Genomic DNA, 3802 nt, shown 5'->3' on the forward strand with positions numbered 1-3802 from the left:
ACCGGTCAAAGGTCCGTTTCAGAACTTCACTGTCAAGCCGCCAGTTGACCTGAGCCCGTGGCATGCCCAAGGCGTCGCGTTGATCTGAAAGCGTGACCCGACTGTCACGTTCAGGTGGTGGTTCACAAATGACCTGTACCGTGACGTCACGAATCAAGGATCTTGGATGCAGCAAACGCGCAACGACAAAATTTGCGGTATTGACCGGATGCTGCGCCAACACGGCCATATCGGCCCAGAAACTGAAGTCCGGGTCCACCTTGGCGTGCAATCGATGTTTCATGCGGATCACCGCCTCGGCGGCCTGTGTGCCCTCGCCCGGAAAAATCGAATCAAACCAGAGCTGCGCGTTCATCAAACCTTCTTGCTGCTGCACTTCGGGCGAAATGGAAAACTGGGCCGCCACACAGGTGCCATTGGCCGAAACCGCCTTGTTCAGGTAGTGGAACTTGATGTCATACAGCTTGTTGTGGGTTTGCGAGTCATGGTAGCGCACGCTGCCCAACATCAATCGGGGGTGATCCATGAAATAGCGACCCACCAGATCATGCGCATTGCCCAGCCCCGCTGACTGTTGCTTGTTGGCAGCCAGCAACAATCTTGGGTTTTCGATACCACCTGCGGCGAGCACAAAGTGGCGTGCCTGCACCGTGATATGGCGTCCGCTCAGGGTCCGCACCTGCAAACGCTGCACCGTGCAGGCCGTTTCATCGGTTTGGATGTCAAGCACGTTGGCGTACAGACAAACCCGCACATCACGGGATTTGGCCAGCACGTCCCGATAATGCTGGCCAAACCGGGTCGGTGGGCTGAACTGTGAAATACTGTCAAGAACCCGACCGCTGGTCAGCGCAATACGCCGTACATCGGGTCGATTGATGGCATGCGCCCAATAGTCCACATCGTAGTTGACCGGGCCGAGTTGCATGACGGGGTGCGCCCGCTCGTAATACGGCAACAATTCGTCAATGCCAAATGGCCAGCCGCTGTTGGGTACCCAGGCACGTTCTGCCATGTCATGCGCCTGCAGCGGACGGCACCAGCCCCCCCAGCAGTTGCTGCTGCCACCCAGAAACCGGCTACGGCAACCGTCGGCAAACGCATAGGGCAAACCTGTACTCGGACCGCGGTAGAGGTCGCGGGTCGCGCTGTCGGGCTTGAGGCCACCACTTTCCAGCAACACGGTGTCAACACCGTGCCGCATCATTTCAAGAGCCAGTGTGATACCGGCGACGCCCCCCCCCACAATGCACAGCGTGGCGCTGAGGTTGGTGCCGTCTTCGAGTTTTCTGGTATCGATCAACATGGTTTTGGTCCCTGAAAGCCACCGAACAGAGTCAGCTATTGGGCTGCATCATCAACTGGCACACCCTGCCGCGTGCCGTGCAGCGTCTACCAGACCTTTGGCGGCTGCGTCGTAACTGTAGGCTTGCACCAGCTGGCGCGAACGCAAACCAAACTGACGAAGCCGGGTTTCGTCCGTCAACAGATCCGCCAGGGCGGTCGCCCAGCGCTCAACATCGAAGTCGATCACATGGCCGTTTTCGCCATCACGCACCAACTCGCCCACAACGCCAGCATAAGGTGTCGACATCACGGCCAGACCTGAGGCACAGGCTTCGTTGATCACGACTCCCCAGACATCGCCCGCCGTCGGGAACAAGAACACCCGGCCCTGGTTGTAAAGTGCGGGCAAATCCGCCTGCATGCCAAAACCATGCACCGTTGCGGCGACCCCCTGCACCTGCGCCACTCGCTCCCGCAGAGCGGCCTCCAGTGGGCCAGCACCGACAAAAAGCGCTTTCACGCGCCGCCCCAACTTGACCGCTGCACGGGAGCAAACGTCGAGTGCAAACAGCGGACGTTTGCCATCCACCAAGCGACTGCAGAACACGACGTCATAACTTCTGTCACCGCGCCCGAGATCAAAGCGCGCGTTATCCACGCACAGATGGGACTGGAAAAAGTGTCGCTGCACGTCGATCCCATATGAAGCGTACAGGGCACGCGATCCGTTGCTGGCACCAATGAAGGCCTGACTTCCCGAGTACACCAGGCGTCGAACCCACTTGTGTTTCCACGACAGTGCCTGTTCCGAGTCATAGCTGCCATCGGTCATCGGAATGTGCTTCTTGCCAAAAAACCGGGCATACAAAAAACCATACAGACTGGTCGGGTTGAATCCATCGGTGATGACCACATCGGGCTGGAGATGCCGCAAAACACCCCACACGTCACGGTTGTTGTGCACATTGTGGTCATCACGCGATCGGTAGTTGGGTTTGAGCAACACATGCTGAAACTCAAACGGCGGCAAGTCGGTAAAACGCCCCGGCTCCTGGATGATGGAGAAGATATGCGTCATGTGCAACCGCGGGTCACGTGCCACCCGGTTGTAGATGGGCACCCGGTAGGGTACCGGGTTGTTGGTGATTTCAACGACTTTCAGCGCAGGGCTCATGCTGGAGAATGTGATGGATGATCGATTCATGCTCACCAGGCGAGGGGGTCAACCCCCGTGGGCCAGCAAGCAGGAGCGTGCTACAAAGCATACTACCGCAACAATGCGCCAGTACTGACACAGCCTTGTGGATCACAGGGCGTCCATTGTGTCTGGCGCCAAAGTCCGCCAGCATCCCTTATGAAAACACTATTGATCAAAAACGCCCGTTGCATCGCTCGCCTGGACCCATCTGCCGGCGATGATGGCTCTGAATTGCAGAACGCCAGTGTGTTCATCCGCGGCCACCGGATCGCGGCCATCGGCCCGGCCGGAGATCTGCCGCAGTCCGCCGATGAGGTGATTGATGCGCGCCGTCACCTGGTCGTCCCGGGTCTGATCAACACCCACCACCACATGTACCAGTCGCTCACGCGAGCCATCCCCGCAGTGCAGAATGCCGAGTTGTTTGGCTGGTTACGTGGGCTCTACCCGATCTGGGCCGGTCTGACACCAGAGATGGTTCAGGTAAGCACCCAGGTGGCGATGGCGGAATTGCTGTTGTCAGGCTGCACCACCAGCAGCGACCACCTTTATCTTTACCCCAATGGGGTGCGGCTGGACGACAGCATCGAGGCGGCACAACAGATTGGCATGCGTTTTGTCGCCTCCCGGGGCAGCATGAGCGTTGGGCAGAGCCAGGGTGGATTGCCGCCCGATCGAGTGGTCGAGCGTGAAGAGGCCATCCTTCAAGACACCCAGCGCCTGATCGAAACCTGGCACGACACCGCGCACGGTGCCATGGTCAATGTGGCGGTCGCACCCTGTTCGCCATTTAGCGTCAGCCGCTCGCTGATGCGCGAGTCGGCCGCACTGGCTCGCAGTTATGGCGTGCGCCTGCACACCCACCTGGCTGAAAACGACCATGACCTGGCCTATTCCCGCGAGAAATTCAACTGCACACCCGCCGAATACGCGCAGGACCTGGAGTGGCTCGGGCCAGACGTGTGGCATGCCCACTGTGTGAAACTGGACGCTCCGGGGATCAGGCTGTTTGCGGCCAGTGGCACAGGCGTGGCGCACTGCCCGTGCAGCAATATGCGTCTGGCGTCGGGCATTGCACCGGTGCGCCGCATGCTCGACGCGGGCGTGGCGGTGGGGCTCGGGGTCGACGGCAGCGCCAGCAACGACGCCGCGCAGATGGTCAACGAGGCGCGCCAGGCGTTGCTGTTGGCACGGGTCGGGCGCGCCATGCAATCACCCGAGCTGTGTCAGGACACACATGGCCAGCCCAAGACTGTCTATGGTTGCGATCTGGGACCATCTGAAATGACCGTGCGCGATGCGCTGACCCTGGCGACC

Annotated in this window: 3 protein-coding genes; 1 reads left to right on the forward strand and 2 read right to left on the reverse strand. The window is 59.8% G+C overall.

Annotated features, from left to right (window positions below; translation table 11 throughout):
* Both KBF66_RS19070 and KBF66_RS19075 read right to left on the reverse strand, forming a co-directional pair.
* On the reverse strand, nucleotides 1-1306 hold a 1306-nt coding region (locus tag KBF66_RS19070), incomplete at its 3' end, for an FAD-dependent oxidoreductase (protein WP_296661281.1).
* A 51-nt stretch (nucleotides 1307-1357) separates the two neighbouring features.
* Nucleotides 1358-2491 carry a glycosyltransferase family 4 protein gene (locus tag KBF66_RS19075; RefSeq protein ID WP_296661283.1) on the reverse strand — a complete coding sequence of 378 codons (1134 nt, stop codon included), beginning with the start codon at nucleotides 2489-2491 and terminating at the stop codon, nucleotides 1358-1360.
* 150 nt (nucleotides 2492-2641) lie between these two features.
* Between KBF66_RS19075 and KBF66_RS19080 the strand changes: the two genes are divergently transcribed.
* The coding region (locus tag KBF66_RS19080) for an 8-oxoguanine deaminase (protein ID WP_296661285.1) at nucleotides 2642-3802 on the forward strand (1161 nt) is incomplete at its 3' end.

This window comes from Rhodoferax sp. (assembly GCF_018063565.1).
Classification (GTDB): Bacteria; Pseudomonadota; Gammaproteobacteria; order Burkholderiales; family Burkholderiaceae_C; genus Rhodoferax.